26 protein-coding genes are annotated in these 26071 nt (G+C 52.4%); 10 read left to right on the top strand and 16 right to left on the bottom strand.

The window, feature by feature from the left end:
* Positions 1–301 precede the first annotated feature (301 nt).
* The 6 genes from KIH39_RS01610 to KIH39_RS01585 all read left to right on the top strand — a co-directional run bounded on the left by KIH39_RS01610 (position 302) and on the right by KIH39_RS01585 (position 5065).
* Positions 302–1357 (top strand): DUF1559 domain-containing protein, encoded by a 1056-nt coding sequence (locus tag KIH39_RS01610; protein ID WP_213497531.1) that lies wholly within the window; start codon positions 302–304, stop codon positions 1355–1357.
* A gap of 71 nt (positions 1358–1428) precedes the next feature.
* On the top strand, positions 1429–1620 hold the full coding sequence (locus KIH39_RS01605; protein WP_213497530.1) for a hypothetical protein: 192 nt from the start codon (positions 1429–1431) through the stop codon (positions 1618–1620).
* A 429-nt stretch (positions 1621–2049) separates the two neighbouring features.
* Positions 2050–3123 (top strand): DUF1559 domain-containing protein, encoded by a 1074-nt coding sequence (locus KIH39_RS01600; protein WP_213500217.1) that lies wholly within the window; start codon positions 2050–2052, stop codon positions 3121–3123.
* A gap of 66 nt (positions 3124–3189) precedes the next feature.
* Positions 3190–3372, top strand: coding sequence for a hypothetical protein (locus KIH39_RS01595; protein ID WP_213497529.1), 183 nt, complete (start codon positions 3190–3192; stop codon positions 3370–3372).
* A gap of 372 nt (positions 3373–3744) precedes the next feature.
* Positions 3745–4818 carry a DUF1559 domain-containing protein gene (locus KIH39_RS01590; protein WP_213500215.1) on the top strand — a complete coding sequence of 358 codons (1074 nt, stop codon included), beginning with the start codon at positions 3745–3747 and terminating at the stop codon, positions 4816–4818.
* Between the two features lie 58 nt (positions 4819–4876).
* Entirely contained in the window at positions 4877–5065 is a 189-nt protein-coding gene (locus KIH39_RS01585; protein ID WP_213497528.1) for a hypothetical protein, read from the top strand.
* Positions 5066–5099: 34 nt separating this feature from the next.
* On the opposite strand, the gene KIH39_RS01580 is transcribed toward KIH39_RS01585, so the two are convergent.
* From KIH39_RS01580 to KIH39_RS01555, 6 genes are all read right to left on the bottom strand, one after another.
* Positions 5100–7637, bottom strand: coding sequence for a serine/threonine protein kinase (locus tag KIH39_RS01580; RefSeq protein ID WP_213497527.1), 2538 nt, complete (start codon positions 7635–7637; stop codon positions 5100–5102).
* A 41-nt stretch (positions 7638–7678) separates the two neighbouring features.
* Entirely contained in the window at positions 7679–8953 is a 1275-nt protein-coding gene (locus KIH39_RS01575; protein WP_246539469.1) for a DEAD/DEAH box helicase, read from the bottom strand.
* 145 nt (positions 8954–9098) lie between these two features.
* The gene (locus KIH39_RS01570; RefSeq protein WP_213497526.1) at positions 9099–9533 is read right to left on the bottom strand and encodes a hypothetical protein; all 435 of its coding nucleotides are present in this window, start codon (positions 9531–9533) and stop codon (positions 9099–9101) included.
* 10 nt (positions 9534–9543) lie between these two features.
* Positions 9544–10851, bottom strand: a complete 1308-nt coding sequence (locus KIH39_RS01565) for an outer membrane protein assembly factor BamB family protein (RefSeq protein WP_213497525.1) — start codon at positions 10849–10851, stop codon at positions 9544–9546.
* Positions 10852–10915: 64 nt separating this feature from the next.
* Positions 10916–12238, bottom strand: coding sequence for a serine/threonine protein kinase (locus tag KIH39_RS01560; RefSeq protein ID WP_213497524.1), 1323 nt, complete (start codon positions 12236–12238; stop codon positions 10916–10918).
* Positions 12239–12337: 99 nt separating this feature from the next.
* Complete coding sequence (locus KIH39_RS01555) at positions 12338–13204, bottom strand: peptidase associated/transthyretin-like domain-containing protein (RefSeq protein ID WP_213497523.1); 867 nt, start codon at positions 13202–13204, stop codon at positions 12338–12340.
* 76 nt (positions 13205–13280) lie between these two features.
* On the opposite strand from KIH39_RS01555, the gene KIH39_RS01550 reads away from it, so the two are divergent.
* Complete coding sequence (locus tag KIH39_RS01550) at positions 13281–13634, top strand: cupin domain-containing protein (RefSeq protein WP_213497522.1); 354 nt, start codon at positions 13281–13283, stop codon at positions 13632–13634.
* Here KIH39_RS01550 and typA read toward each other — a convergent pair.
* Complete coding sequence (gene typA / locus KIH39_RS01545) at positions 13631–15475, bottom strand: translational GTPase TypA (protein ID WP_213497521.1); 1845 nt, start codon at positions 15473–15475, stop codon at positions 13631–13633. The two genes, KIH39_RS01550 and typA, sit on opposite strands and share 4 nt — an antisense overlap.
* A gap of 299 nt (positions 15476–15774) precedes the next feature.
* On the opposite strand from typA, the gene KIH39_RS01540 reads away from it, so the two are divergent.
* Positions 15775–17127: a glycosyltransferase gene (locus tag KIH39_RS01540; protein ID WP_213497520.1), complete on the top strand. Its 1353-nt coding sequence runs from the start codon at positions 15775–15777 to the stop codon at positions 17125–17127.
* Positions 17128–17192: 65 nt separating this feature from the next.
* On the opposite strand, the gene KIH39_RS01535 is transcribed toward KIH39_RS01540, so the two are convergent.
* Positions 17193–18629, bottom strand: coding sequence for a sulfatase family protein (locus KIH39_RS01535; RefSeq protein ID WP_213497519.1), 1437 nt, complete (start codon positions 18627–18629; stop codon positions 17193–17195).
* Between the two features lie 128 nt (positions 18630–18757).
* On the bottom strand, positions 18758–19267 hold the full coding sequence (locus KIH39_RS01530; RefSeq protein WP_213497518.1) for a hypothetical protein: 510 nt from the start codon (positions 19265–19267) through the stop codon (positions 18758–18760).
* A gap of 283 nt (positions 19268–19550) precedes the next feature.
* On the opposite strand from KIH39_RS01530, the gene KIH39_RS01525 reads away from it, so the two are divergent.
* Positions 19551–20075, top strand: a complete 525-nt coding sequence (locus tag KIH39_RS01525) for a DUF4214 domain-containing protein (protein ID WP_213497517.1) — start codon at positions 19551–19553, stop codon at positions 20073–20075.
* Positions 20076–20284: 209 nt separating this feature from the next.
* Here the strand turns inward: KIH39_RS01525 and KIH39_RS01520 are convergent, their stop codons facing one another.
* The 3 genes from KIH39_RS01520 to KIH39_RS01510 all read right to left on the bottom strand — a co-directional run bounded on the left by KIH39_RS01520 (position 20285) and on the right by KIH39_RS01510 (position 22131).
* Positions 20285–20869 carry a dihydrofolate reductase family protein gene (locus KIH39_RS01520; protein ID WP_213497516.1) on the bottom strand — a complete coding sequence of 195 codons (585 nt, stop codon included), beginning with the start codon at positions 20867–20869 and terminating at the stop codon, positions 20285–20287.
* Between the two features lie 435 nt (positions 20870–21304).
* On the bottom strand, positions 21305–21793 hold the full coding sequence (locus KIH39_RS01515) for an SRPBCC family protein (RefSeq protein ID WP_213497515.1): 489 nt from the start codon (positions 21791–21793) through the stop codon (positions 21305–21307).
* Positions 21790–22131: an ArsR/SmtB family transcription factor gene (locus KIH39_RS01510; RefSeq protein ID WP_246539467.1), complete on the bottom strand. Its 342-nt coding sequence runs from the start codon at positions 22129–22131 to the stop codon at positions 21790–21792. Before KIH39_RS01510 ends, KIH39_RS01515 begins: the two co-directional genes overlap by 4 nt.
* A 674-nt stretch (positions 22132–22805) precedes the next feature.
* Here KIH39_RS01510 and KIH39_RS01505 point away from each other — a divergent pair.
* Positions 22806–23135: a hypothetical protein gene (locus KIH39_RS01505; protein WP_213497513.1), complete on the top strand. Its 330-nt coding sequence runs from the start codon at positions 22806–22808 to the stop codon at positions 23133–23135.
* 123 nt (positions 23136–23258) lie between these two features.
* Here the strand turns inward: KIH39_RS01505 and KIH39_RS01500 are convergent, their stop codons facing one another.
* From KIH39_RS01500 to KIH39_RS01485, 4 genes are all read right to left on the bottom strand, one after another.
* Entirely contained in the window at positions 23259–23699 is a 441-nt protein-coding gene (locus KIH39_RS01500) for a hypothetical protein (protein WP_213497512.1), read from the bottom strand.
* 162 nt (positions 23700–23861) lie between these two features.
* Positions 23862–24275: a hypothetical protein gene (locus KIH39_RS01495; protein ID WP_213497511.1), complete on the bottom strand. Its 414-nt coding sequence runs from the start codon at positions 24273–24275 to the stop codon at positions 23862–23864.
* A 359-nt stretch (positions 24276–24634) separates the two neighbouring features.
* Positions 24635–24790, bottom strand: a complete 156-nt coding sequence (locus KIH39_RS01490) for a hypothetical protein (protein WP_213497510.1) — start codon at positions 24788–24790, stop codon at positions 24635–24637.
* 755 nt (positions 24791–25545) lie between these two features.
* The gene (locus KIH39_RS01485; RefSeq protein WP_213497509.1) at positions 25546–25926 is read right to left on the bottom strand and encodes a transposase; all 381 of its coding nucleotides are present in this window, start codon (positions 25924–25926) and stop codon (positions 25546–25548) included.
* Positions 25927–26071 lie beyond the last annotated feature (145 nt).

The following is a 26071-nucleotide window of genomic DNA, read 5'->3' as shown; positions in this document are numbered from 1 at the left end:
CAGCATTCGGAAAGCTATCCGAAACCCATCAAGAAGAAATATAAGCAATTTTACCTACAATATTAGAAATGTCTGAAATTTTCCTCTCATTTTTATTATTTATCACTCATTTTTAATTGAATATTCTCCCGATATCAATTATAAATTATACATAATTTAATATTCAGGAATATCCAGGGAGTTTTGAGCTCCCCTTTCCTGGGTTCGAACTCTCTCCCGCCCGGCCGCCTGGCCCTAACAGCGAAACGGGAATCGCCGTTTCCTTTTGGTTTTTTATTTACTTCTTTCTTTGGGAGTTTTAATGTTCAATCCGTTGCGAAGGCCCAAAAAAAACGCCTTCACCCTCATCGAGTTATTGGTGGTTATCGCCATCATCGCCATCCTCATTGGCCTGCTTCTACCGGCCGTGCAGAAAGTCCGCGAAGCTGCGGCCAGAATGTCGTGTCAGAACAACATGAAACAAATAGCTCTTGGCGCACACAACTACGAATCGGCGAATGGTGTACTGCCTTACGGCAAACACCGCTGGAGCCACACCGGACCACTCACACTCATTCTGCCGTATATCGAGCAGGACAATATTTACAAACAGATCGACTCACGAATCACCACCGTGACACCCGAATCGAACACCACTTCTCCAATAGATGGCGGAACGGGTCTGGTTTCGTTCTGGCCGACAGTCTTTAATGCCGCCCGAAATCGCGTCAAAACTTACGAGTGCCCTTCAGACCCTTCTCTTTATCAGGCTAGCGCAGCCATCGCTTTTGACATCGGGCAAGGCAACGTATCAACGATCGGTGGAGCGAGTATTCGAAACGCCGGAAGCGTAAATGGGTATACCTCCTCCAGTCTTCAGGCTTCGGGAGGTCTTCCCGGATTGACGAACTATGCACCCGTATGCGGAACCTTAGGCCATTATGTTGTTTCAAACACTTCGAGCCTCTCCCAACCCTTTTATGCCGCTCACGAAGGGGTTTTCACCGGGGAAAAAGGGACTGCTTTAATCAGCATAACTGATGGAACCTCGAATACGATTTTGTTTGCAGAAGTCACGGGTGGATTCGATGCCAGCAATTCCCGCACGTGGTCTTTCTCCTGGTTTAATTCGACGGGAATGCCCGCTTATTGGTCCGCTACAAAAGACAAAGGATTATTTACTTATTCCAGTTTTCACACCGGAATTTTCAACGTGGCCTTCGGAGATGGCTCCGTGCGTGGACTGCGCTCGGGAAATAACACCCCGGCTTCGGCTCAGGAAATCCACGACCGAACCAACACTGCCTGGGATGCTCTACAGCGGCTGGCCGGCAAATCGGATGGGGATGTGAACTTGACGGACGTAATTTCCAACTGATCGAAGTTATTGATGGAGCATTGGAGGGATTTTCCAATGCTCTTTTCTTTTCTACCAGAGAGGTAAACGATATGCGAAAAATCAAATTTCTCACTTTAACGGCTTCGTTATTCCTGCTGGGTTGCGGGGAGAAGGATCTTAATAAGGATCTCAAGCCGGTTGGGAAGGACGCCCCAAAACCGTCTGCCGCTGGGGCTCCTGCCGCTCCGGGAAAGAGCGATGGCAAGCAGTCCAATAGCGTCGCCCCGACCACGCCTCAGTAATTACATCTAACCAATCGGCGATACCGCTGTCAGAACGTCTTCTGCCGCGGTTTTCGTTCGATCAAATGCAATCTCTTCATCGCCGCCTCAGAACCTCGATTAGTTGAAATTTGTGACAAGTCGAAAGCGAAATGGCGACCTATTCGCCACTTCCGCTGCACTTAATTTTGAAAGAAATATTACCTACAAATAAGCCCGCAATTTTTTCTAGTTAAGAATTTTTTTGGAATTTATATTATTTTTAGTTAATTTTCTGTTGCATTTTCGTCTTATGAAAATTAAAAATTGGTAATGTTTAATTTTGATGAAGCTTTGTTCCTTTAACCCCGCCCGGCTTCGTCTTTGTCTGAACTACTCTCCCGGCCTTAACAGGGTTTTTGCGTTCGCAAAATCCCCTTTGATTTATTCTTTTTTCTTTGGGAGGTTTCCATGTTCCACTTGTTGCGGAGGCCGCAAAAACGTGCCTTCACGCTCATCGAATTGCTGGTCGTCATCGCCATCATTGCGATCCTGATCGGCCTACTTCTGCCCGCCGTGCAGAAAGTCCGTGAAGCGGCTGCGCGGATGAAATGCCAGAACAACCTGAAACAGCAGGGTTTAGCGCTCCACAGTTACCACGATGCGATCGGCCGATTCCCTTCGGCGTTGCAAATGGGAACCACCTGGTACACTTCCTACCAACGCGAGGCGGCCCCGGGCGGCTACGCGAGCAACGGTTACCCGAATGAAGGTCCCTTCTGGAGTTGGACCTTCCGCATCGCCCCCTACATGGAATTAGGCAACGTAGCCTCCAAGGCTCGCGTTACGTCAAACCCGGCCGATTGGCCCTGGTTCCAATGGTTCCCGGGTGCCGCGCAAACTGTGAACAACTGCGTTAATGCCCAGACGGCCAAAATCATGAGTTGCCCGTCGGATTCACGGTCGGGCCTAATCGATACCGCAGCGAGCGATGTGGATCCGAATAGTGGAGCGGCCCTGACCTCTTACCTGGGTGTGGATGGCCGGGATCAGTTTAAAGAATCCATCGCCGGTTCGGGAAATCCGAGCCCGACCGCCAAACTGCCGGGTCAGGATGGCATCCTATACGTTAATTCTCAGGTCAAAATCACCTCCATCACCGACGGAACCAGTAACACACTACTCGTGGGGGAACGGCCGCCATCGAACAATCTCACATATGGTTGGATGTGGGCGGGCTCGGGCGATCCGCCCTATTTCGGGGCTTGCGATGTGGTCATTGGCGTCCGGGAGCGCTCTCAAACTCCGAGCGGCCAGCCCGATTACTTCCGTCCCGGGGATTTGAACGATCCAAGCGATCAGCATCGTCAGCACTTCTGGAGTCTGCACACCGGCGGCTCAAACTTTCTCTTCTGCGATGGGGGCGTTCGCTTCATCACCTACGCCGCGGGCACCGCTAATGTAGCCGTGGTGAACAACATCAACGTCAGTCTGCTCGAAGCACTTGCCTCGCGCAGCGGCGGAGAAGTTGCCTCCTCCCCTTGATCCTCTTTTTGGAAAAAATGCCCGCGCATCCCGAAGTTATGCGCGGGATTTTGGAAAGGCCAGAATATGAAGACGATTCGCTCCTGCACCTTTTTGCATATCCTGTTCGGTTTTTTGGTACTCAACTGCGTGGGTTGCGACAACTCTTCTCATATCCCCAATCCCGAATTTACGCCCCCCAAGCTGGACGCGGGCGGCCGAACTGGGCCGACGGATATGAAGAAAACGAGCGGCGCGCCGAAAAAATGAACGGCCGAGTTCACAGTTGAGAGCTGAGAAAAACGTCAATTTTCGATGCCGATCGCATTGATCGGCGTCCTATGAGAACATCAAAATTCTCACAAATCAGACGTGCATCTTATGCAGAGTTCCTTCAGAATCTCAATGTTTTTCATGCCCTCCAGTCCCGATGACCTTCCAGGTTTGTCCTAGAAAATAATTAAATTTTTCGTTGCATCCACTCCAGGCAAATATTAGAAGAGTGATGTCCTGACTGTGTGAAGGCTCGAAATCCGCTTCTCCTTCACCCTTCTCGCTACGCTCGACTGTTAACCTGTCTGACCATGGGACTTTGAATTCGAAAGTATCCCCGAGGTCGCTTGCTTTCGGAGGAGTTTTGGGATGCTTGCAGTCACTCTTAAGTCCCGTAAACAGGCTTTCACCCTGATCGAACTCCTGGTCGTAATCGCAATAATTGCGATACTCATCGGATTACTACTACCGGCCGTTCAGAAAGTCCGGGAGGCGGCCGCCCGCTTGAAATGCCAGAACAGTCTCAAGCAACAAGGGTTGGCGTTGCACAATTATCTGAGTGCCTATGGGCGTTTTCCTTCGGGACTCGAAATCGGTGCGAACTGGTATTCATCGTTCCAACGAGAAACTCCTCCCGCAGGATACGCCAGCAATGGTTACCCGAACGATGGGCCGTTCTGGAGTTGGACTTTTCGTATAGCCCCTTTCATGGAATTGGGAAACATCACTGCCATGGCCCGCGCCACTTCCAACCCGGCCGACTGGCCCTGGTTTCAGTGGTTCCCCGGCTCCACTCCTTCGGTGGCCACTTGCGTGAACGCGCAAATAGCGAAGATCATGCAGTGCCCTTCCGACCCGAATTCCGGTCAGATCGATACCAATCTCGATTCGGTGGCCCCGAATAGCGGCGCCGCCCTCACCTCGTACTTCGGCATTACCGGACGAGATCAATTTCGAGAATCAATTCCCGGTTCGGGAAATCCCGGTCCAACCGCCAAACTATCGGGGCAGGATGGAATTTTATATGTGAATTCCTCGGTTGAGATTTCTTCGATCACGGACGGAACGAGCAATACACTCTTGGTGGGCGAAAGACCCACTTCCAACACCCTGGCCTATGGCTGGATGTGGGCGGGTTCCGGCGACTTTCCTTACTTCGGTTCCACCGATACGATTTTAGGGGTTCGCGAACGATCCATGGATCCCACGGCCCAACCCGATTTCTTCCGACCCGGCGATCTGAACGATCCTACCGATCAGCATCGCCAGCACTTCTGGAGTCTGCATCCCGCGGGAGGTAATTTCCTCTATGCCGATGGCTCGGTCCACTTCATCACTTACGCGGCGGGAACGGCGAACGTCGCGGTCGTCAGTAATATCAACGTCAGTCTGCTGGAAGCGCTCGCTTCTCGTAACGGAGGCGAGGTGGCTTCCGCCCCCTGATCCTCCTTCGGCGGCTCCGCCCTCTTACTCAACAGTTTTCGAAATGGGAAAATACAAAATGAAACGCCGTTTGGTGCAGATTGGCTCGGCTTGCATGTGCGGGATTATTCTTCTAGCCGGCTCGGGCTGCGGCGATTCGAGCGGAACTCCTAATTCGGAATTCGTGGTTCCCAAACTCAGTAATGGTCGCCAGGGTCCCACGGAATTGAAAAATACCAAAATCGATAAGAGCAAACAGCAGAAGTAATGGTTTAGAGGAGAGGAACAGAAGTCCAGGACATTTATCTCAAGCTGTCTCGAAACTCGAGGTACTTCTTCTCCTTACGGATGGGATCGATGTCCGAGTCTTCATCAAGAAGTTTCAAGTTCTGCTCGGATTTAAAGTAACCCCTCGCCCGACAAGACTTCAAATAGTCCATTGCACGATCCAGACTAAGGGCACGATTTTCGGTTGTAATCGCTCCGTAATGCTGTGAAAAAATGCAGGCCAGATTATAGCGAAGGGCATCCTGCAGTTCGGCAGGTTGCCCATCGCTGATGTCTTGTTCGAGCGACGTTAAATCCGATTCGAAATTTTCGAAATGCCCCGACTTTACTTTTTCGATCAAGAGTGTGGAACGGAAGTTTAAAATCTGCTGCGGGATCCAGTACATTCGCGGATAAATCTGCAACATGGCATCCGCTTCCCTGTTCAGTTCTGCGAGCGTCGACTTCTCACGATCGAACATATTCGCACGACTGATAATTCCTAATCGCAGCTGCAACAGAGTCAGGTATTGCGTTCGAATTGGAAAATTTCGCGGTTCCCTTCGCAGCATTCCCTTCATCAAATCCTGCACTTTGTCGAGCTTTTGCAATGCGTCGCTGACTTTTCCTTCCTTCTCATCCAATATGGCTTCCACGGAATATCTTTGAACCTGTAGCGTCTCAAAGATCTGTGCTACATATGCGGAGGGAGCGGGTTCTTTTGCCAATTCGTCGATCTGTTCAATGAGTTTGCGAATGGTATTCGCCTGCCCGGGTAGTTTCGCTCGCAGTTGAACCATCGCGATATTCATCCGAGCCAGAATGTAATTGAGGCGTGCGTTGTAGCTAGGCGACGGTCGTTCCATCAATTTCTGAACTTCCGTCAGTACTCGTCCGAAGGCTCTAAGCGACTCATTCTGATTTCCCGATCGACTTATCGCCAGATAGTTCAATGCTTCGATCAACACTTCCCGCGAAGGCTCATCGTCGGGATAGTCGGCCAAGATTTTTTCACTGATTTCGACCATCTTTTGATAATTTTTCATGCCTTCTTCGAACTGGGCATCGAGCATCAAACAATGCCCCAGAAAGCCGGTTTCCATCGCCAGGTCGCGACGATTTTCGGCCGACTGTGGAAATTCGTCCACTAGTTTGGAAGTCATCTTTCGAGCTTCTTCCAGGTACTCCTTGGCTTTGTCGACCTCACCCATCGACAAATAAGTCGATCCGATTTTGAAATTTGCATTGGCACTAGTCCGACGCAGCCGCAGATCGAGTGAATCTTCGTTTAAAAATTGCTTGTAGACATCGATGGCTTCCTGAAGGACTTGCTTGCGTTCCTCCTTCAATTCGGGATTTCGGGCCCATTTTTCATTCGCCATCCGGGTCATCATGCGTTCGACGGCATCGATTGCCAGTTGCAGCCTGCGCTCCGCCTTGTCCCGCTCTTTCTGCGCAACTTCTTTCTGTTGATTGACGGCATCTCTTTCCTTCTGTAGTCGCAAATTAGCGTTGCTGACAATGCCAATGATGATTCCAAGGCCGAACAGCGAGGCGAACATCAGCGCCGTAAAGGTGGGATGCCGGCGGGCAAATTTGATGGTTTTTTCCCGGGAGGAAGCGGGTCGAGCGAGAATGCTTTCCCCGTTGCGAAATCTTCTCAGATCCTCGGCCAGTTGCGTGCAGTCGGGGTATCTGTTTCCAGGAAGTTTCTGCAGAGCTTTCAGGCAAATGGTTTCCAGATCGCGAGGTAGGCCTGGCACCAGTCGGCTTGGCGGCACCGGTTCGTTCTGCAAAACCTGACGGACGGTTTCGAGGGTAGTGGCCGCTCGAAAAGGCGGACGACCTGTCAGACATTCATACAGAATCGAACCCAGCGAATAAACGTCGGTGACGGGGCCAATGGCATTGAGATCGGATCCTGCCTGCTCCGGCGCCATGTAACTGGGTGTCCCCAGAATTGCTCCTGACTGTGTCAGACCCGCGGCTGATTCGGTGCGGCGAGCCAGTCCAAAATCGGTAATCTTCGGAGAGAGGTCCGCTCCAAGAAGAATATTCGCCGGTTTTAAATCGCGGTGGATGATACCCTTCGAATGGGCGGAAATCATCGCCCTGGCCAGTTTTTCAATCAGTTCGGCCGCCTCGGTTGCCGGAAGTGGGATGCCGTTGAGTCTTTGCGCTAACGAGCCGCCCGGACAATATTCGAGTGCAAAAAAAGGTAATTCTTTGTACGTTCCCAAATCGTAAATTTGAACGATATTCGGATGCGAGACGGAAGCAACGGCCTCCGCTTCGGATAAAAATCGCTGGCGGTCTGTATCGGACGAGTAATCGCCAGAAAGAATCATTTTCAAAGCTACATCGCGAGCCAGAGCTTTTTGACGAGCCAGATAGACGATTCCCATACCCCCCCGTCCGAGTTCTTTACGAATTTCGTAGCCGGGGGGAGAACTGACCGAGACATTTCCAAGTGAGGAATTTGTGTCGGTATCCGCCTGATTGACGACGGTTTTATCGCCGCCCTCGGGTCGGTAATCAATGGTTTGGTCCGTAGGACGGAAAATCGGTTGCATAGAAGTATAATCGCAAACCGACCCAACGAATTTCAAGCGGATTAGAGTCGATTGCTATATTTCTTGTTCGAGCGGCCGAATACCGGTTTTGAAGCTTTGGGAGCTTCAGCTTCGGTAGTGGCTCGAGGCGTCCAGGCCTCGAAATCCTCAAAGTGGTCTTCTTCGATCAGCCGGTTGATCATCAACTCGATGCCGGTCAGCATGCTCCCCTGCTCGGGGGTTACAAAGGAGATCGCTTTGCCATCGCGGCCCATACGCCCCGTACGGCCGATCCGGTGCACGTAACTTTCCAGATCCTGGGGCAAATCGTAGTTGATGATGTGCGAAATGCCCTTCACATCGATGCCGCGACTCATCACATTGGTGGCAATGAGCGTGGTGATCTTGGCCGATCGGAAATCGGCCATAATCCGTTCGCGCTTCTTCTGTTCCAGATCGCCGTGGGTGACGTTGACCCCCGGAAGGTGCTTTTGCAGATCTTTGTAAAGTCGGTCCGCACTGCGCTTGCGCTCGACGAAGATGATGCATTGCCGGGGCTTCTCGCGGTCCAGAACCTTCAACAGCAGATCGAACTTGTTGTGTTCGTCCACCGTGAAATACTTCTGCGTAATCTTGTCGACCGTGGGCGTTTCGGGGGTGATATTGATATGTTCCGGTTCCACGAGGTAGCGCTGCACCAGCTTCATAACTGGAGGCGGCATCGTCGCGGATAGCAACAGCGTCTGTCGTTTCTTGGGCAATTTCCGCATGATCCGTTCGATCTGCGGTCGAAAGCCGATGTCGAGCATCTGGTCGGCTTCATCCAGCACGACATAGCGAACGTGATCCAGAGAAATCGTTCCGCGGCTGAGGTGATCGAATATTCGTCCCGGAGTACCGACTAGAAGCGTGATGCCCTTACGCAACTGATCCATCTGCAGGCCGAATTTTTGCCCGCCGTAGCAACAGACGGTTCGGAAATGCCGACTGGGAGAGAGCTTGGTTGCCTCCCCGGCCACTTGTACCGCCAATTCGCGCGTGGGAGTCATCACCAGGGCTTGCGGAAAGCGCGGGTCGTTGCCTCGCCAGCTATTCATGAACGGAATCAGAAAAGCCGCTGTCTTCCCGGTGCCGGTTTGCGACTGGCCAATGACATCTTTGCCAGTGATAGCCACGGGAATTAGCGCGCTCTGTATAGGCGATGGATTCACGTAGCCTGCAAAAGCCACGGCGTCGAGCAGAGGTCGAATTAAGTTCAGGGGTTGAAAACCACTCCCTGCTTCTCCCTCCGGCATTGCGTCCGGAATGGGAGGGGTAGACTCAGTATCAGAAACCATATTCTTATTGTTCTACGAGAATCATGCGAATCGGCGAGTTTTCCTGTCCGAGAGGAAGAATCGAGAAGGGAAGTTGGGAAAAAGCGATAAGCGGGGTGGAAACAGATCCGCCGCCGGAACACGGCTCCGGCGGCTTGAGAGATTTTTAATTTCGGTCATCCTCGGCAGGCGGCCGATCGCGACCGTCCTCTTTATCGCCCTTGGGTGGACCGTCGTCTCCCTTTTTACCGCGTCCCTTCTTGCGGTCGTCTTTTCCTTCCTTACCTTCTTTCCCTTCATCTTCCTCACCCGGTCGTCCAGGCCGGAAGTTTTCCAGAATCTGGACCTGCTCGGGAGTGAGAATCTTTTCCAACTTGGCTTTCACTTCCGCTTTCAAGTCGGCGATTTTCTTTTCCTGCTCGGCAGTCAGCTTCAGTTCTTCCGCCACATGCGGCGGAAACAACTCGCCCAGTTTATAACGCGGTGGACCGCCTTTTTTATCCCCCTTCTTATCGTCTTTTTCTCCATCGGGTGGTGGCTGGGAAACCAGGCAGGCCCCGCAGACGCTCAGGATCAGTAATCCGGCAATAATCCTTAACATAGTACTCCTTTTATTTCGACTCAAGACAGTAAAGGAACTTGTTGGAACGAAGAAATAACTGATTGCCGGCAATCGCCGGTGTCGCATTAAAATCGGTATCATCCAGAGGCTTGTTCGCACTAATCTGTTCGAATTTGGAATCGCCCGCCAGGACAAATACTCCCGCCTTGCGACTCACCGCATAGATCTTATTCTGGGCCAGGACGGGAGACGCATAGAATGGCTTGCCCCCTCGCCCTCCGCCCTGAAGACTGAGCCGTTCTTCGTAAAGAATTTTCCCCGTTTTGGCATCGGCACAAACCGCTATTCCCTCTTCATTTACCCAGTGCAGCAGATTATTGTGCAACAGCGGTGTCGGCACATAGGAGCTTTGCTTGATGCTCCATTCAATGTGAGTTTTGGTGACATCGCCCTTGCCTCCGACTCGAATACAAGTGGTTCCTTTACCGGTAAAGCCACCTGTAATGTAAACTACGCCGTCGCCTACCAGAACGCTCGGCGAGATATTGCCGTCGGATCTCACGCCGGCATACCAGATCAATTTTCCGGTATCGGGATTCAATCCCCAGACTTCCCCGGGGGCGGCCACGATCAGATCGGTCCGCTGATCCGAAACTTTGGCGAGTGCGGGGGTACCGAAGGAGAGTGCCAGACGGGAGGCGGGAGCTTTCCAGATTTCCTTGCCGGTCTTTTTGTCCAGCCCGCGGACCGATTGACTTTCGCTGGAGGCATTCACAATGACAATGTCCTTATACAGGATCGGACTGGCCGCGGAGCCCCAGCGGCGCGGATCGGAATCGGTTCCGACATTGCTCTGCCAGAGCTTTTTACCCTTCAAATCGCAGGCCACGACTCCGGATTTTCCAAAAAAACAATAGATGTTTTCGCCATCCGAAACCGGCGTACTGCTCGCATATCCATGTTCGGTAAGATAGCCGGTGTAACGATCTTCGCTGGAAGTGGAAGGGACGTTCAGCTTCCATTCTTCCGCGCCCGTCTCGCGATTGAGACAGAGCAGGCCGCGCAGGAGGTGGGAACTGTCGTTCGAATCGGAGGAACTGGTTCCATAACCCGTATAGCAGGTGACCAGAACATTATTTTTAATGACGATGGGGCTGGAAGAGCCGGGACCCGGCAGAGATTTCTTCCATTTCACGCCTTGCTGATTGGACCAGGAAACCGGCGGGTTCGCCGAGACGGCCAGAGCGCGGCCTTCCACGCCCCGGAATTGCGGCCAGTCTTCCGCCTGAGTCCGACTCATCAGGGCGGGAGGGAAAAGCCCGGCCCAGATTCCCAGAAAAAGAATTCGTGTTCGCATCGGTTACTCCTGTCTGGAATAAATGTAACCGAGCAGGCTTAAGCCAACATGAAGCGGCCGGAGATTATTTTTTCACAACTTGAATGGCATTGACCTTCCCGGGAACGACTTCAAGATCGTTCGAATCGAGTTTCGCCCGATCCTCCGGGAAAAGGAGCTTCAACTTGTATTTTCCCTCCGGCAAATCGATGGGACGATCGGTCAATACCCGAGCCACCGCGCGATTCTCCGACCAAATTTCTACTTCCGCCACCGGGAAGGACGATTCGACCTTCAATTGGCCGGTCGGAGTATTCTTGAAGAAAGAAATTCCGAGCACCAGCAGGAAGCAAGCCACCAGGCTCCAGAGCCAGAGGCCGCGACTGACCGGTAGACTGGGTTCTGGTTCTACAAGGGGAGGTATTTCCGGGGCATTCATAGTTTGTTCGGGGGCTACGGGAAGAACGATTTGCGAGGACGACTTCGGCTGAATTTTCTGTAGCCGTTGCCCGACCACCCGGGCCGATTCGGGACGATCTTTGGCAAATTTCGCCAGCAATTCCATGATCAGATTAGATAGGAGTGTCGGCACGGCGGGATTGACCACGCTCACCCGTGGCGGATGATAGCGGGTAATCTGCTCCATCAGTGCCAGGGCCGTCGTTCCCTCGAAAGGCTTCCGACCGGTGCAAAGTTCATAAAGGATGATGCCCAGCGAAAAGAGATCGCAGCGGGCATCCATCCGATCCCCCCGGGCGTTCTCCGGTGAAGTGTACTGAGGCGTGCCGATCATCAGACTGGAGGCCGTTAGACCCATCTGCCCTTCAATTCGTCGGGCCAGTCCGAAATCGAGCAGTACCACTTCCTGATTTGGCTTCGAAAGCCAGATGTTTGCCGGCTTGAGATCCCGATGAATCAATCCTTGAGCATGAATTTGATCCAGAGCCTCGGCCAGTTGTGTGGCTACTTGCAACACCTGATTGACCGGCCAGGGTTTCCCTTCCTGAATGCGAATTTCGAGCGAACACCCCTGCAGTAGTTCCATGGAAAGATAGGGAAGTTCTTCTTCAATGCCGACGTCGTGAATGGTCACCACTCGCGGATGCTGGATGGTTCCGAGCGCCTGGGCTTCGCGTAAAAACCTCTGAATTCCTTTGGCCTCTTCCGGCAATCCTCGACGCAGAACCTTGAGAGCGACTTTCTGGCCCCGCTCGGGATCGAAGGCTTCGTAGACCACCCCCATACCGCCGCTGCCGAGAATCCTCAACAACGTGAATCGGCCGAACTTCTTAGGTTCTTCCGGGGGATAATTATTAGCGGTGTTCAGCGTGCAGGGTATGACGGGAAGAGTATACTTCGTTCGGTAGGCGGCGGGCGTTAGAGCTGCGATCTTCAAGGCGGTGTTCACGGTGCATTAACTCAACTGGGAAAACAGACATCGGCGTCTACTTTCCAAGTATGGCTTATTTTTTATGCCCAGAGCGAAAATTTCAGCTGATTAGCGAAATCATCGAAAATCCCCGTTTCCAACTTCGAACTGCACTTCCTGATTTCTGTTCACCGAGATCTTCGTCAACTTTTGCACGGGAGACTTGTAGAGAATGCGGGTGATCAGTTGCGTATCCGGATCCTGTTCGTATTTTTCCATCCGGTAATCGGCCACATCCACCACGATTTCATGTTTACCGAGGGGAATGTTTTTGATTTCAAAATTGCCCTGATCGTCGGTGACTGCAAACCAAGGATGATCAAAGACATACGCCCGGCAGCCGGCCCAGCAGTAACGCTGGGAGAACTCCCCGCCGGAATTGTAGAAGTTGACTTGCCCGGCCTGCTCGAGCTTCTTGCGATGGACGGTTTCCGGCGTAGGGAACGTCAGGGAGTAGAAGGCCGCTCCGCGGGCGGTGATGATCGAAGGTTTATCGGAGACCGACTTCATTTCCAGTTCCGAACCGAGCGTTGTGGCGACAATCGGCTGCCGGCCCGGCTCAAAATAAAAACGATTCGGCTCGGCGATTAATGTCAAATTCTTCGGTTGCAGTTCGGGTCGCCCTCTCTCGCTGAGGTCTATGGAGACCACTGCATTGGCAAGTCCCTTCGTCTTCTCGTCAATCCTGGGGAAAAAGGGATTAAACGGCGGAATATGTTTCTCAACTTTCCCAAATATCGCAGGCAGTTTAGGCACGACCGGCGGTTCCCCTTTCCAGATCACCTTACCTCGGACACTGAACCGCGGCGAATTGGACATATCGTCCGGCAAAAAAGTCGAAATCTGCGTTTTGCCCGATGTCTGAGCTGGCGCGACCACGGCGAGGGGACGATCGCAACCGCACACCAGCAGGAAACTTAAACTGGCAAGCCAGATCGGCTTCATGTTGGACTCCTGGATTAAACGGTCATTCCTAGATCGCTAGTATAGATAAAAATCGCATTTTACCGGAGCTGTGAAAATGAATTCGTCCGCTGGCTATCTGGTTCGGCATGTGGAGGACGCGCCGGTCGTCCCCTGCCTTTGCGGCGAGAGTGTTCGGCCACTCACTTTCCCGGATGTCAAAACTTGCAGCCTGCACATTCCCTTAATCACCGATTCCGCAAGACATTACCATCGAATTATGACCGAGGTGTACTACGTTCTCGAAGGATCGGGAATCATGGAATTGAATGAGGATCGGATCGAGGTCCGCCCCGGTTCGGTGATTTACATTGAACCGGGGACTCGCCATAAGTTAAAAAGTGAATTGGGCGTCAAAACGATCGTCTTCAGCGTACCGGCTTTCCTCGAAGAAGACGAATATCTCGATTAGCCTTCGCGGCGACCGGCCTTCTTGCGGTCACTCTCTCTGAGGTGGAATTTCCGCATCCGAATCGAATTCGGCGTCAATTCCACCAGCTCATCGTCTTCGATATATTCCAGGGCCGCTTCGAGAGCGAAAGTTCGGGGCGGCTTTAAGGGCACGTTTTTATCCGAACCGGCGGCTCGCATGTTGGTCAGCTTCTTTTCGCGGGTGACGTTAACGGTGAGGTCGTTATCGCGGCAATGCTCGCCGACGATCTGCCCTTCGTAGACTTCTTCCATGGGGCCGACGAACAACGAACCGCGATCCTGTAACCCTTCGATGGCGTAACCGGTGGCCTTGGCAGTTTCCAGCGAGATCAGCACACCGGCCGGTCGGCCCGGCAGCGCCTGCTTCAAGGGACGATATTCGTGGAAATTATGGTGCATGATCGCCGCCCCTTGAGTGGCGGTGAGCATGCGGGTCTTCATACCGATCAAGCCGCGGGAGGGAATGAAGAACTCGATGTGCGACATGTTGCCCGTCGACTCGAGCTTGACCAGTTCCCCCTGCCGTTCCAACACCAGCCGCATCACGCTGCCGGTATGTTCGCTGGGGGCTTCCACCACCAGATATTCGACCGGTTCGTGCTTCTTGCCTTCGATTTCCTTCATAATCACGCGCGGCTTACCCACGGCCAGTTCCGAACCTTCGCGACGCATGGTTTCCAGGAGCACGCCCAGATGCAGCAAGCCGCGACCGGATACGACGAATTCGCTTTCGCGTTCGCCCGGCTTCACTCGCAAGGCGACGTTGTGCTGAAGTTCTTTTTCCAATCGGTCGCGAAGTTCGCGGCTCGTCAGCGGCTTGCCTTCCTTGCCCACGAACGGCGAATCGTTCACCTTAAACAGCATATCCAGAGTCGGTTCGTCGATGGTCAACGGCGGCAGAGCACTGGCCTTTTCGAAATCGCAAATCGTGTCGCCGATATCGGCTTCATCAATGCCGACCACCGCACAGATATCGCCCGCCAACAGTTCTTCGACTTCGCGCTTGCCGAGGCGATCGAACTCCATCACCTGAACGATCGTATCGGGGAAGTTGCTGAAATCCTTCTGCTTGATGACCGTGACTCGCTGATTCTTCCTGATCTTGCCCCCGTAGATGCGTCCGATGGCAATCTTACCCAAAAATTCGGAGTACTGGAGTGAGGCCACCTGCATTTGCAGGGGAGCTTCCATGTCCACAATAGGCGCCGGAATGTGATTCAGAATGGCGTCGAACAACGGCCGCAAATCTTTGGGCGGAACGTTCATATCGGTGGTGGCGATACCGGCGCGACCCGAAGCGTAAATCACCGGGAAGTTCGCCTGCTCGTCGTTAGCCCCAAGTTCGATGAACAGATCGAAGATCATGCTGTGAATTTCATCGATGCGGGCGTCGGGACGGTCAATCTTGTTGATGACCACAATCGGCTTCAAGCCATTGGCGAACGCTTTTCTCAGCACGAACCGGGTCTGAGGCAACGGCCCTTCGGCGGCGTCCACCAGCAAAAATACGCCGTCGCACATTTTCAGAATCCGCTCGACTTCGCCCCCGAAGTCGGCGTGCCCCGGAGTGTCGATCAGATTGACCTTGGTATCGCCCAGTCGAATAGCACAGTTTTTCGCCAGGATGGTGATCCCGCGTTCGCGTTCCTGATCGTTCGAATCCATAATCAGACCATGTTGACCGCCGACGAGCTTGTCGAGTTCCTCCGAGCGAAACAGGCCGGATTGGCGAAGCATCTGATCGACGAGAGTCGTTTTGCCGTGGTCAACGTGAGCAATAACGGCCACGTTTCGAATATCATTCCGCTGACTTAAAGCCATGTTCGAGCAATTCCATGCGTAAAAATGCAAATTGATATTATAGGAGAGAAGGCGATCAAGCCCAATGAAAGTGTCGTGAATAGAGCTGATTTCTCGCTTTTTTACGAAATTCGCTGGTGGAATGGCCCGCCGCCGACACGACGCTTCGATGCCGGCTGTTTGGAATCTTTCCAAAGATTTTTTTTCAGCGGCGTCCAATTCGCACTCCTCGTGACGTTTAGTGATGTAGGCTTTGCGTCTTTAAGCTGGATCGCGATGATTTCCTCAGACGACAGGACTTGGGCAAGAAATTCAGGCTTATGACAATTTTTCAGCGCGGCAGAGACGCCGTCAGAAATGTATTGAAATGGATGTTCCGCCCAATTCTCCGTCCGCTTCGAGACCAATTTCTTTCGCCGGCCATTCATCAGTTCCTCAAGGTGAATGCGCACGTCGAGTACAGCCTCCACGAGTTGCATACTCTGGTTAAGATTTCCGATGAGACAATTCTCGGCCTGACGCTCGCCCAGAATTTGCCTCCTCGCGGCTCAACGCGACTGCGCGGCTATCCGAAAAAGATCTATGTCGATGTCCGTTGCCTGCAAATGCCGGCCTACAACTATCGCGGCATCGGCTACCATTCGGCCGGAGTGCTCCGTCACGCCAAGGAATTTCTCGGCGATTCCATTCGTCTCATCGGACTGACCGATTCTCTTTATCCCGTCGTGCCAGAAGAATTCTCTCACCTGTGCGATGAATATCGGGATCGGGTTCCGCTCGATGTGGGACCGGCGTTGGTGCTCCACCTTTCGCCTATGACGCATTGCTGTTCATTCCTGGCCCAGATGTTCCTACAGCCCGAATTATTTCATGTGGCGATCTTTTACGACACCATTCCCCTGCAGGAACCGCACCGCTATCTCCCTACGCCGCGGCGGCATCGCGAATACCTCAACTCCATGATCTGGCTGAAGATGGTCGACTGTTTCTGTGCGATTTCGAAAACGGCGGCAACTCAATTGGAAAACATCATCGGTCCCGCCTCGGATCGTATGGCCGTCACGGGAGCCTGCTTGCGCGAATCATTCCAGGATATCGACTTCTCGATGCCTCTGCCCGGCCCTTTCGCGTCGAGAAAATACTTCCTGGTGATCGGCAGTGAGGACGAGCGAAAGAACGTCGAGATCGTTTTGGCCAGCCATGCCCGGTGCGAGGTTAGCATCGGATTGATCATCGCCGGGCATCACTCCCCGGAGCGATTGTGTGAATTGCAAGACCGTTACACCGAAGCGGGCGGTCATCTGAAAAACCTGTATTTCGCTCAGTCGACGAGCGATGGGCAGATGGCCATGCTCTACCACCACGCCCTGGTGACCGTGGTGCCTTCCCGGGCGGAGGGATTTTCGCTGCCGATTATCGAGGCTCTCTATTGCGATTGCCCGGTGATACTGTCCGACATCTCAGCGCATCGGGAGCTAGTGGAGTTTGAAGATGCATTGTTTCAATTCGACGACGGCGTGACGCTGACGAGCCTTTTCAATCGATTCTTGAATGAGAGCCCGCTGCGTGGTGAATGGCTGGCGATTCAGAAGCAAAAATCCCTGGTCTTCGATGAGAATGCGGTTGCCCGAAAGGTCTGGGAGCATGTGGGGAGCTTTTTGCCAGCGAGGTAAGATCATTCGACTGCTGCTGATACAAATCAAAATAGTACTATTTGTGATTAAACATTACTCCCCCTTCAATGCTCTTCCACCGGTTCCAAACGGTAGGCGAGTTCCTGCTCAAGAGATTCGAATAGCAATCCTCGCGACTGGGGATGCGAAGTATTTCTGAGATGCTCCACAAGTATCCCCATGAAATTTTCAACGATTTCCTGGTTCTCTTTATTGTCGACAACATTGTGCAATTCCGCGGCATCGTTCTGCAAATCGAATAGCCACCTTTCCGGACCGGTGGAAAACCGCTCGAGATAATAGCCATCGCGACGCCTGCGGGTCCCCGCCGAGTAGATGAGCTTCCAGCGCTCTGTACGGATCATGATTTCCGCATTGTCGGAATATTCGGAGATCACATGCGGCCTATGGGCCTCGGCCGTTTCGTGCAAAAGTTTCGCGAAAGATTTTCCCTGCACATTTACCGGATTTTCGAAGCCGCAAAATTCCAGAATGGTCGGTACTAAATCAATCTGTTCCACAAGAGCCGAAGTATTTCGTCCCGGCCGAATCAACTCTGGATACCGCATCACGAGCGCAGTGCGAACGGCCTCTTCGTAACAGCAGTGCTTTTCAAAACGGCCATGCTCCCCCAATAAATAGCCATGATCGGAATTAAAGATCACCAGGGTGTTATCTGCTAGACCCGACTGGTCCAAAGCCTCGAGAATCCGGCCAAGATTGCGATCCATATAAGCCACGGAAGTATGGTACGCGGCCTGGATACCCCGCTTCTGTTCTGAAGTCAAATTGCGGAAGATCTCAGGGATACGTTTCGCATCCTCCGGGGAGACTTCCGGAACTCGAAACAACTTCGGATCAAAGGTCTGTTGAAATTCGATGGGGAAACGGAAGGGGGAATGCGTCACGTAAAAGCCGACCGAGAGATAGAAGGGCTTGGAATGATGCTCCGAAAGATATTCGACCGCTCTTTGGGTCAGAAAGGTGTCCGGCATTTCTTCATCGAACGCATAAGGCAATGCTTTGGCATTCAGCCAAATGTCCGCCGGGTCGTAACCCGGCCTCCAGGGTCCCAGAATCTCGACTCCCTGCGGGAGAGGCTTTCTGACTTTACTCGCCAAAAAAAGATCGTGCTCCCTGCGATCAATGGTTCTGTTAAATTCTCTTTTGAGCCGGCAATAATAATGCGTCTTGCCGATCGCCACGGTTTCGTAGCCACGAGCTTGAAGCAATCGGCCGAGAGTAATTTCAGTCTCGGCCAAGGGCGTTGGGGTGAGCGTGACACCCACCGAGCGAGGATAGCGACCGGTTAAAAAAGCCATCCGGGAAGGCGTTGAAAGCGGGCAGGCGGCATACGACCGATCGAAGCGGATTCCCTGACTGGCCAGGCGATCGAGATGGGGAGTCCTGGCAAGAGAAGAGCCATACGCTCCGCTGACGCTGGGGCGATAATCGTCCACGCAAATCCAGAGGATATTGGGTGGACTATGGGATTTATTCAAGGCGATGCTCGAGTGAAGAGTTCGAAATAGTTTGAATCGACTTCGCTACTGGAAGTGTTGCGGGTCCATGGCCCAATGGCACTTTGTCCCGATTCCAGAGTGCTCCTCCGCAACGAAGTTACTGTCCACTACTTGCCTTTGACAATCACATAGGCATCGAACTTGTTCATCAGAGCTTCAAACTCTTCGATAAAATCTTTGGGCGTATTTCGAGGGTATTCAAGTTGAATGTGAAGGTAGTGATGAAGCTTCTCGGAATAGGAGAAGGTCAGCTTTTGAGTGAAATAGCGTTTGTCGAATGTTTGAGGTAATGCGAGCATCCCTTCATATCTGCCCGGACACAGTTCGATCTCGCCCCAGATACCCCCCTTTTGTGGCCCAACGGTCTCGACCGCATCCTGCCATTCACCTGTCAGCAACGGTTCGTGGATCATGAACTTCCGAGTGTTAAACTCGAAGTGAATTGTCTGATCCTTCAGCGTGACCTTGGCTTTCGGGTAATACTTCTCGACGAGTTTGCGAACCTCGCCGAGGAGAGGTTTGAGGTCGGGCCTGGTGGCATCATCGGCTACCAGATGATCCGATCCTAGCGCAGCGCCCAAGAGGGCGAAGACGAACATTTTTGCTATCGTCCCCATTGTCGTATCCTTCCTGTAAGGAGTCCGGGGGAAATCGCCGAACTCTTCTTACAACCGGTACATATTACCCAAACTCGACGGCCAAAACAGCACTATTTTGCTTGCCCATTTTCGGGGATCTTTTTTAGGACGGAAAAAAATTTGAGCATCCTTTGACTGTCAGTCGTTATAAGGGTTAGAGATCCCTCCCTCTGTTATGGATTAAGAATCATTTATTAGGTGAGGCTTTGGGAATTACTCGGGTGTTCTTAACGGATAATGGGACGATATCGGGAAACAAGCCATGAACCACAGAAAATCGAATCGTGGTAATCACTCGAACTTAAGCTCTCGCCTAAATCTGGAAGAGCTGGGAGAACGGATTGTTCCTGCCGTCGTTGCCTCGACTGGAACAGCCCTCCTCGGTACCGCGCTTGTGCAGACGGCCGCAACGCCTATCCAGGCATCCGGGAATATTCCGAAATCCGATTTCACAACCCAAGTTGAGTCTTACTACACAACTTATTTGCATCGCACCGCCGATAGTGCCGGCCTGCAAAATTGGGTATCGATCCTGGAAAAAGGGGTCGATGCGCGTACGGTGATCGAGGATTTTTTGACTTCCAGCGAATACATTCAAAAATATGGAGCATCCCCAAGCAGTTACATCCAGGCCCTGTATCGAGATGTCTTGGGTAGAACCGGCGCGGCCCCGGAAATAGCTAATTGGGTGAATGACTGGAATTCCGGTTTGGGACGGCAAGGAGTCGTGAACGCCATTGTGGACTCACCCGAATCGACGACGCACAATTTCCCACCGGTCGCGTGAATTCCCTCAGTAACTGCAACCTTGTTTCTGAGAAATAGGTTCGGGCCGAAAGTCGCTAGAATTTTTGATCTTCTCGGCCCCGGGTCAGGTTTGCGGTTATTCTATTTCAAGTCTTCGAACAGCTTTTCGTGATACTCTGCGAACGCGACTGTAAAATGTTGAAGCCGATAACGCAAAGAAATCAGTATGCACCAAGTTAAACCCGACGATCAGACGGGGACGTACGTCAGCCTAACTGCATCCTCGCCGATGGGATCGGCACCGATCAGTCGAAGGGGCGGACGGGCACCTGCGAAGTAGGGCTTGCCGCCGCCAAGTACAAACGGTCGAAAGTAAAGACGATACTCGTCGATTAATCCAAAATCGGTGAGGCACCCGGCGAGTTCCGGCCCGGCAACGTCAATTTCGCCCTCGACTTCCCCCTTCAATCGGCGCACAAACGCTTCGACATCTCCCGCCACGAGCGTAGTGTTGGGTCCGACTGATTTGAGCGAGCGCGATACGACCCATTTCGGAAGCGCCCGCCACAGCTTCGCGAACTCGTGATCGGCCACGTCCCAATCCGGTTGATCCTCGTCCCAGTAACGCATCACCTCGTACATTCGCCGACCGCACAAACTGCCGGCCAGTCCGCGGATCTGATCATTGAAATGACTAGCGAGCGAGACTCCAGGCGGCGGCAATTCCAGGCCGCCCGCGACGGCAGCGGGGTAGCCCTCCGATCCCGGGCCGCCCGTAACACCCGCGACGTATCCATCCAGCGATTGCATCATTCCGAATACGAGCTTTCCCATTCCCTCACACCTCCACATCTGTTTTCCGGCCGGGAGATCAGTATGCCGTCTTGAGTTAAAGGTCACGTCAGGCTGAGTTCCCAACCTGCCTTATATCATCGAAGGGCGGGACCGAAATTCGACAGACTGTTCAAATAATTTTCCGGCCACGTTCGCCCTGCATAAATCAATGCCAGAATTTTATCTCTTCAAATCATTGAAAGGAAATAGGTTGAATCGATTGAGTCTACGAATAAAAAACACGGTTTTTGCGTATAAGCTAAAGTAAGACGCAGTAATAGTAACGAATAGCAAAGATGCAAGAAGAACAGCCGGGCTGACACGACGGCTATTCAACTTTTTTTGCCCGGCTTCCAGGGCTGGGAAGTCGGAGTTCAACGGTAACTCCAAGAGGCTAGACTCTAGATTAGTGCTGGCTGTTCTGCCGAACGCGAACTAACTCGCCAGTACTCCGTCGAGTTGTTTGTAGCTCATTTCCATTCCATCCGTCATGCCCGTCGACATCGCCGCATCGCGATCGGCCTGCGACGCATACTTAATCAAAGTCGACACGTTTGTGATCCCGTTGGACTCTTTGAACGTGACCGTGATTATCGACGGTTCACCTCCCATCGATCCACCCATATCGCCCGGGTCGAAGATCTGCGTATGCACGATCTTGGAATTCAACTCGACCTCCAGCATTTCACCCGTGAACCCAAACTCCATGCCGTTCTCGTCGAACCGCCAGCGCCAGCGATACTTCCCACCCACATGAGTAGCCATCTCGCAAATCGGCATCGTCCATCCGGGCATGGCCGTTAGCCAACGACGCATCAACGCGGGATCCGTATAAGCCTGCCAGACCAGATTCACTGGCGCATCAAAGCTCCGCTTAATTAGTACTTCTCGATCCGACGGCGTGCTCACTTCCGCAGGTTTCATTTCTTTCGCTCCTCTTTCTGTGCTTGCTTCAACTCGGCGAGTAAAGCGTCGAGTCTCTTGTAGTTGCCTTCCCAAATTTCTTGCACTTTCTCCAGCCAATCTGTGACCACTTTCAATTGCTTCGTCTCCAGCTTGCAGGGCCGCGACTGAGCCACTCGAGTGCGCGAAATCAGCCCCGCCGATTCCAACACCTTCAGGTGAGACGAGATTGTAGGTTGCGTCAACGAGAAGAGGCCGACCAGGTCGGAAACGGATGCCTCGCCGCGAGCCAGATGCACCACGATTCCACGTCGAGTGGGGTCAGCAAGAGCGGCAAATGCCTGGTCCAGTCGGTTCATGTACATAGAATATATTCTATATAGATGTTCGTCAATATAATCAGTTCGAATTCGCTGGAAAATAGAGCTTATTAATCCAAAAGAACGGTCCGGGGAATTGTTCCGGTCGGGGTTCGATACGCCAAAGTGGCAACAGGATTTGAACTCTTGTGAAGTTTACGTTGAAAGATGTTGTAAGGTCTAAGGCCATTGATAGCGAGAGCTGAACCTTGCGATAGGACCAGATAAGGTCCCAAAACAAGGATGCGGGAAAAACAGTCGGGGGGACAGGAAGGCCCTTGAACTTTTCATCAACGAATTGGCCAGTTGGGACAAGAGGGAACTAAAATGGGCTCAGGTCTGCGAGGTGAATTGAGATGCGCCGAACCGGTCATGAGGTCGTCGTCCAAGCGATTATATATGGGAGCCTTGGCTTTCGCGCATCGCTTGAAGTGACTCAACATTCACGAGCTGAGTCCTTATGTTCTCAACTGTTGCCTTGGCTGGAGCAACTTGGTCTGGGTGCGCAAATCGAAGAGTTTCACCGTGAAATTCTAAAGTCGCCGCACCAAGGCCTGCCGCGCGAATTCCAGACGGAAGCAATTTGGCGAGGAGAAGTAGCGTCGTTCCTAGGATGGGCTGTCCAATTGTTCGACAGACCCGACTCGGACGCATCCTTTAATCCTGAACTCTTGGTGAGCAACCTTCGCATTCTCCAGCCAACCGCGAGCGAGCTTCTGTCGGGTGCGAAACTGCGATCGCAAGCAGAGATCGACGACTATTGCGCTTTCTGCATGACGATGAGGCATCAATTTCAACGGTCGGCTCTATCCGGAGATGGGCAAGCTACGCTCAATCGAATTCACCAATCGCGTCTAGCCGACCTAGGGCTAAACGAAGCTCTTCAGCGACTCAGCGAGGCCGAGGAGGAAATCGCGACATTGCTTTGCACGGTGCCAAGCGTGAAGGGACTTTACGTGGTACGGGCTATGACCGCTGAATGGCTGCTCGGTGAGAATGGATAGCGGACAGATAGTTGAACTTGCGCAATAGAAAGTTCAAATCCCGTCGCCAGTCGCTTTCGCAACCTGCGGCTGGATTTGAGGTTGCGAAACAATCGAGACGATTAGGCGGCTGTGTGGGCTCTTTCACACTCGGGCGAGAAGTTTCCGGTAGTCAATAAACTCATTCTTCCAATCACCGTAACACCCGGTCAGGCCGCACTTGGGACAGCGGCAACCGATGTAGAGCCACCGAACATCGTCGCTGTCCTCATACACGGATACTCCGACAGTAATCTCAAACGCATTCTCGCCGCAAACGCAGTCGTGGTCCTGCATATCTGCTTCGGCCAAGTACTCGTCGCTGTCTCCAATTGGGTGCTCGTCTCCGCAGGAAATGCAGACTCGTACGGCTGCGCCTTCGTTCTCGTCCGAGCGTAGGAGAAACGTAGTGCATGCGCAGATGCAGCGTGCGTCAGCAAATTGCGTGGGGACGTACCCGTTCAGCTTTCCGAACCGCTTCAGTTCATCGCGAATATCTCCTTGCGAGTCGCCGTACCAATATTTGCCACGCTTACGTAATGCCATCCGAATCACTCCGCCGAACTTCATCTGCGATCACTCACCGGTTGGGTGGTAACGACCATGATCGTAATGAAAGAGTTTGCCTTTCTCTGCGACTGATTAGCTGATGAATCTTAAAAAGGGTAATCGCCGTCACACTCAGATGCAATGGGCTGGATCGGTATCTTATGCCTTTCGGACCCACTTTTCAAGGACGCAAAAAAACACTTCGTCCCATTCGGAGTTATATCCAATCACCCAATACCTGAGCACAACTTCGTCAGGTCCGATCAGTTTGACATACGCAAGTTCGCCTTCATAGTCAGTACTGGGCAAATGTAGTCCATTCGACTTCCATTGCTCTGCACTTATCCGCTGCACTTCGTTATCGATCTCTGTGAGATGGGTCATCAGATCGGTGGCCAAGTTCAACCATATGGGATCGATTTTCCCATCAGGAGCGGGGAAGTATAACTCGATCTCATGATTTGCCGCCACAGGCATTTCGATCATCGCCTCGTCAGCCTTTACCGAAAAGCGTTCTGGTCGTCGGGATGAAAGTGTCGGCTTTCCATCAATCCTGTTGAGTTCAAATGGCACAACAACACCCTTCTGGTACTGAACTCGGGATTTCTTAAACAATTTGCACTATTCTAAATGAACATAGATTTCACAGCAACGGCCAATAAGACCGGTCTTTGAGTGAGTTGGTTTGGATCGCGTCGTGCGAGTCCGACAGGCAATTCATGCCTACCGAACAAAGTGGGTGAGATTTTTCGCCGAAGGGCTCATTTTGAAACAGGATCGGGCTGACAGGACGGGTATTGAACTTTTCAGCGCCAGTATCCGGGGCTGGGAAGCTGCGCTGAGACGGTTTCTGGTATGAGAAGAAAATAGCAGGCGACCGTAACGACCCCTCTCACCGGCTACAGCGGCTGGTGAGGTGATGAACCCTGAAATTACGCGATGCCGCCGTGGTCAGGTGAAACGACTGGTTCGACGTTATGCCCATGCCCCGTCTCGACAAGCTTGTATTTCTGAAGGAGAGGCATGGTATTGATGCTCAGATAAAACCCATCGTAATTAGGAGCCGATCGTTCCTCAGCGGGGACCATCCTCCTTTCCATTTCGTCGTAGTGGATCGGCAATGCATAAATGCCGATGGGTTTTCATCAATAGGAGCGGAATCGATCCAGATCCGTTCCCCAGCATAAATCGTGCTTTCTCCGCCACCAGTGTACGGAGCAAACCACGCGGTCATGAATCGAATAGGTTGGTCTATAAGAGATTCGTAGACGTCTCCCTTTTGAGGATAGCGAAGACCATCTGAAATTAGACTGCGTTCGTATTCCCTCGCCCAGTCGATTTCAGGTTGTCCAATTGCCGTGTGCAGTCCAGCGTTCATTTCTTGAACGAGATCGCCTATCGTCTTTTTCCATTCGGCTGGACGTGGTGGACTGGTCGTGGGCATGGGAGATGTCTCCGGCTTCATTCCAAACAGTTTTGCGATGAATCGTTTAATTGGGAACACTTGTGATTCTCTAATCAGATTGCAAGAATAATAAGCGACCGCGGTAAGTCCGTCAATCATCGATCTTGTCAATTTGCCAATGGGTTGTGGCCAATTCAGACGCGCGAATTGACCGAGCGAAGCTCGCAGAGGCACGGCTGAAGGTAAGAAACTACTCGATGAGCAAAATATCGCCTTCAGGCAACAATGAAGAAGTTGAGGCAGTTTGTCTTTTAATCACGAGTGCAATGTGAATGCTATACCACCACAACATAGTCGGGCTGACAGGATTTGAACTCTCCGCTCATCCCACCAGTCCCAAATTCTTAACTCGCCGGATCACTTCCCACCCACAGATAATCATTGCGGCGCCGGAAGGGGGGCCTCGACCACCGGCAACGGCGGCGGCGGAGCATCTTGGAAAGGCTGAAGAAACATGATCCCGGCGACCAGTAGCGCACCTGCCAAAGACGCCAGCGTCAGCCAAACAATTTTGCGTTGAGCAAACTCTTCCGGAACCGAATCAGGATCAATTTTTTCCCCTCGGGCATTCGCTTCACACCCGCAGTTTGGGCAAATGTAACCCCCCGATTTCCACATTCGACGGGTCTTCTGAGACGGCGGGTAGAAATTCGGCAGAATCGTCCCACATTCCGGGCAAGGAACACGACGCATAGCGCACAAAAAGAAGATCAAAAAGAACCCGAAAAACGGCAGGAAGACCAGCAGCATTTCATCCATCGAATCACCTCTACACGATTATTCATGGTTTTACCCTAAATGTTGCAGTTAAAGTGCCTCTCAGACCCTTTTTGCTCGAAGCTTCACAAAACGGAGCCAAACATCCGTATTCCAAAACACACCAAGTGTACCCTGTTGCAAGAGG

The organism is Telmatocola sphagniphila (genome assembly GCF_018398935.1).
GTDB classification, from domain to species: domain Bacteria; phylum Planctomycetota; class Planctomycetia; order Gemmatales; family Gemmataceae; genus Telmatocola; species Telmatocola sphagniphila.
This window is presented reverse-complemented; position numbering and strand designations above follow the sequence as displayed.

Bases quoted from the DNA above. Each gene is read 5' to 3' on its own strand.
- KIH39_RS01610 (WP_213497531.1), top strand. From the start codon at position 302: ATGTTCAATCCGTTGCGAAGGCCCAAAAAAAACGCCTTCACCCTCATC.
- KIH39_RS01605 (WP_213497530.1), top strand. From the start codon at position 1,429: ATGCGAAAAATCAAATTTCTCACTTTAACGGCTTCGTTATTCCTGCTG.
- KIH39_RS01600 (WP_213500217.1), top strand. From the start codon at position 2,050: ATGTTCCACTTGTTGCGGAGGCCGCAAAAACGTGCCTTCACGCTCATC.
- KIH39_RS01595 (WP_213497529.1), top strand. From the start codon at position 3,190: ATGAAGACGATTCGCTCCTGCACCTTTTTGCATATCCTGTTCGGTTTT.
- KIH39_RS01590 (WP_213500215.1), top strand. From the start codon at position 3,745: ATGCTTGCAGTCACTCTTAAGTCCCGTAAACAGGCTTTCACCCTGATC.
- KIH39_RS01585 (WP_213497528.1), top strand. From the start codon at position 4,877: ATGAAACGCCGTTTGGTGCAGATTGGCTCGGCTTGCATGTGCGGGATT.
- KIH39_RS01580 (WP_213497527.1), bottom strand. From the start codon at position 7,637: ATGCAACCGATTTTCCGTCCTACGGACCAAACCATTGATTACCGACCC.
- KIH39_RS01575 (WP_246539469.1), bottom strand. From the start codon at position 8,953: ATGGTTTCTGATACTGAGTCTACCCCTCCCATTCCGGACGCAATGCCG.
- KIH39_RS01570 (WP_213497526.1), bottom strand. From the start codon at position 9,533: ATGTTAAGGATTATTGCCGGATTACTGATCCTGAGCGTCTGCGGGGCC.
- KIH39_RS01565 (WP_213497525.1), bottom strand. From the start codon at position 10,851: ATGCGAACACGAATTCTTTTTCTGGGAATCTGGGCCGGGCTTTTCCCT.
- KIH39_RS01555 (WP_213497523.1), bottom strand. From the start codon at position 13,204: ATGAAGCCGATCTGGCTTGCCAGTTTAAGTTTCCTGCTGGTGTGCGGT.
- KIH39_RS01550 (WP_213497522.1), top strand. From the start codon at position 13,281: ATGAATTCGTCCGCTGGCTATCTGGTTCGGCATGTGGAGGACGCGCCG.
- typA (WP_213497521.1), bottom strand. From the start codon at position 15,475: ATGGCTTTAAGTCAGCGGAATGATATTCGAAACGTGGCCGTTATTGCT.
- KIH39_RS01540 (WP_213497520.1), top strand. From the start codon at position 15,775: ATGACAATTTTTCAGCGCGGCAGAGACGCCGTCAGAAATGTATTGAAA.
- KIH39_RS01530 (WP_213497518.1), bottom strand. From the start codon at position 19,267: ATGGGGACGATAGCAAAAATGTTCGTCTTCGCCCTCTTGGGCGCTGCG.
- KIH39_RS01525 (WP_213497517.1), top strand. From the start codon at position 19,551: ATGAACCACAGAAAATCGAATCGTGGTAATCACTCGAACTTAAGCTCT.
- KIH39_RS01520 (WP_213497516.1), bottom strand. From the start codon at position 20,869: ATGGGAAAGCTCGTATTCGGAATGATGCAATCGCTGGATGGATACGTC.
- KIH39_RS01515 (WP_213497515.1), bottom strand. From the start codon at position 21,793: ATGAAACCTGCGGAAGTGAGCACGCCGTCGGATCGAGAAGTACTAATT.
- KIH39_RS01510 (WP_246539467.1), bottom strand. From the start codon at position 22,131: ATGAACCGACTGGACCAGGCATTTGCCGCTCTTGCTGACCCCACTCGA.
- KIH39_RS01500 (WP_213497512.1), bottom strand. From the start codon at position 23,699: ATGGCATTACGTAAGCGTGGCAAATATTGGTACGGCGACTCGCAAGGA.
- KIH39_RS01490 (WP_213497510.1), bottom strand. From the start codon at position 24,790: ATGGTCCCCGCTGAGGAACGATCGGCTCCTAATTACGATGGGTTTTAT.
- KIH39_RS01485 (WP_213497509.1), bottom strand. From the start codon at position 25,926: ATGGATGAAATGCTGCTGGTCTTCCTGCCGTTTTTCGGGTTCTTTTTG.